This window comes from Nocardiopsis sp. TNDT3, from assembly GCF_003427465.1.
Lineage (GTDB): Bacteria > Actinomycetota > Actinomycetes > Streptosporangiales > Streptosporangiaceae > Nocardiopsis > Nocardiopsis dassonvillei.
This window is the reverse complement of record NZ_QPFC01001284.1, coordinates 1-1474: the sequence shown is the minus strand read 5'-3', so window position 1 is coordinate 1474 and position 1474 is coordinate 1. Positions and strand designations below refer to the sequence as shown.

1 protein-coding gene is annotated in these 1474 nt (G+C 70.1%); it reads left to right on the top strand.

What is annotated here, in order from left to right; all coding sequences use genetic code 11:
- The first annotated feature begins 655 nt into the window (after positions 1 to 655).
- Complete coding sequence (locus tag DQW06_RS26885) at positions 656 to 1417, top strand: PP2C family serine/threonine-protein phosphatase (RefSeq protein ID WP_013156196.1); 762 nt, start codon at positions 656 to 658, stop codon at positions 1415 to 1417.
- Positions 1418 to 1474: the final 57 nt, after the last annotated feature.

Here is a 1474-nt window from a genome sequence, read left to right as displayed (position 1 = left end):
GTCAGGGGAGGGCGGCACACGGTGCCGGACGGCGCGCCGGTGGAGGCCTCCCGGCAGCACGAGGAGCCGTAGGCGCATGGCGCGTACGGCTGCGGCTGAACGGAGGGGGGAGAGGAAGAAAGAAGGGAAGACGCACGGAGATCACACCAAACGACCGGTCGGGGAAGACTGGGGCCACCATGCGTGACAGGATGATGCCGCACGGGGCTGGTCGTGTGTGTCTGCGTCTTAGACACCCAACGGGGTTCATTCTGCCAGACGGTTCGCGTCTCGACAACGTGACGCGAATCCGACACCAAGAACCGCGGGGGTTCGGTGCTGTCCGTAACCCCGGAGTTCTCCCGGTTGGTCTGCGGTTTCGCGGTACCCGTGGGTGGCCCCTGTCGGGTCGGCCGCACCGCCGCTACTGTCAGACCGGAACACCGGGAGTGCCCGGCGCGCACCGCGGATCGCCCGGCACGGCACGTCCGGCGGCGGGAACCGGGGCGGGAACTGCGTATCCGGGTGTTTTCCGCCATGATGTACGCGGATTTTGACCCACTCCGGCGGTGGCTCGGTACGGTGACAGAATCCAGACGTTGAACGGGACTCGACCAAGGCCCGGCGCGGGGCGCCGGGCAACCGGCCACGGCCGATGAAACGGGAGGAAGGGCGTATGGGTGTCGCTGGTGGGGAAGTCATTGTCACGGCCCTCACGCACCGGGGCGCTATCCGCCCCGCCAACGAGGACGCCGTCGTCATGGGTGCCCTGACCGTCGCCAGTGCGAACATGACCTCGCCGGTGCGTTGCGTCCTCCCGGTCGGGGAGCCCGTCATCCTGGCGGTCGCCGACGGGATCGGCGGTCAGGCCGCGGGGGAGATCGCCTCCGAGCACGCCGTGCACCGCATGGCCGAGATGGGTCCGCGGCTCAGCGGCCCCGAGGAGATAGCCCAGCTGCTGAGCAACATCGACGAGGAGATCAAGGACCACGCCACCCAGCACACCGAGTTCTCCGGCATGGGGACCACGGTCGCGGGCGTCCTGCTCAACAACGACGGCAACTTCTGGTTCAACGTCGGCGACTCCCGCACCTACCGCCTGGAGGGGCGCCGCCTGCGCCAGCTCTCGGAGGACGACTCGCCCGCGCTGCCCCCGTCCGAGGACGGCCGTCCGGTCACCACGAACTTCATCACCCAGTCCCTGGGCGGCAGTTCGGGCGGCACGATGGTCCCGCACGTGGGCCGGGACGACGCGGCCGACCCCAGCGCCTGGCTCATGTGCAGCGACGGCCTGTCCGACCTGGTCCTGCCCGAGGAGATGGAGCGGATGATCGCCGAGGCGGGCAGCGACGAGGCCGCCGTGTACGCCCTGTGGCAGGCCGCCATGGAGGCGGGCGGCAAGGACAACATCAGCATCCTGCTGGCACGCCGCGTCTGACCCGTCCCGCCCGACCCGGCCCCGACGGTCGGCCGGCGTTCCCGACCGAGCCGGTTC

Excerpts from the sequence above, each read along its gene's own strand:
- DQW06_RS26885 (WP_013156196.1), top strand. The coding sequence starts at position 656 with ATGGGTGTCGCTGGTGGGGAAGTCATTGTCACGGCCCTCACGCACCGG.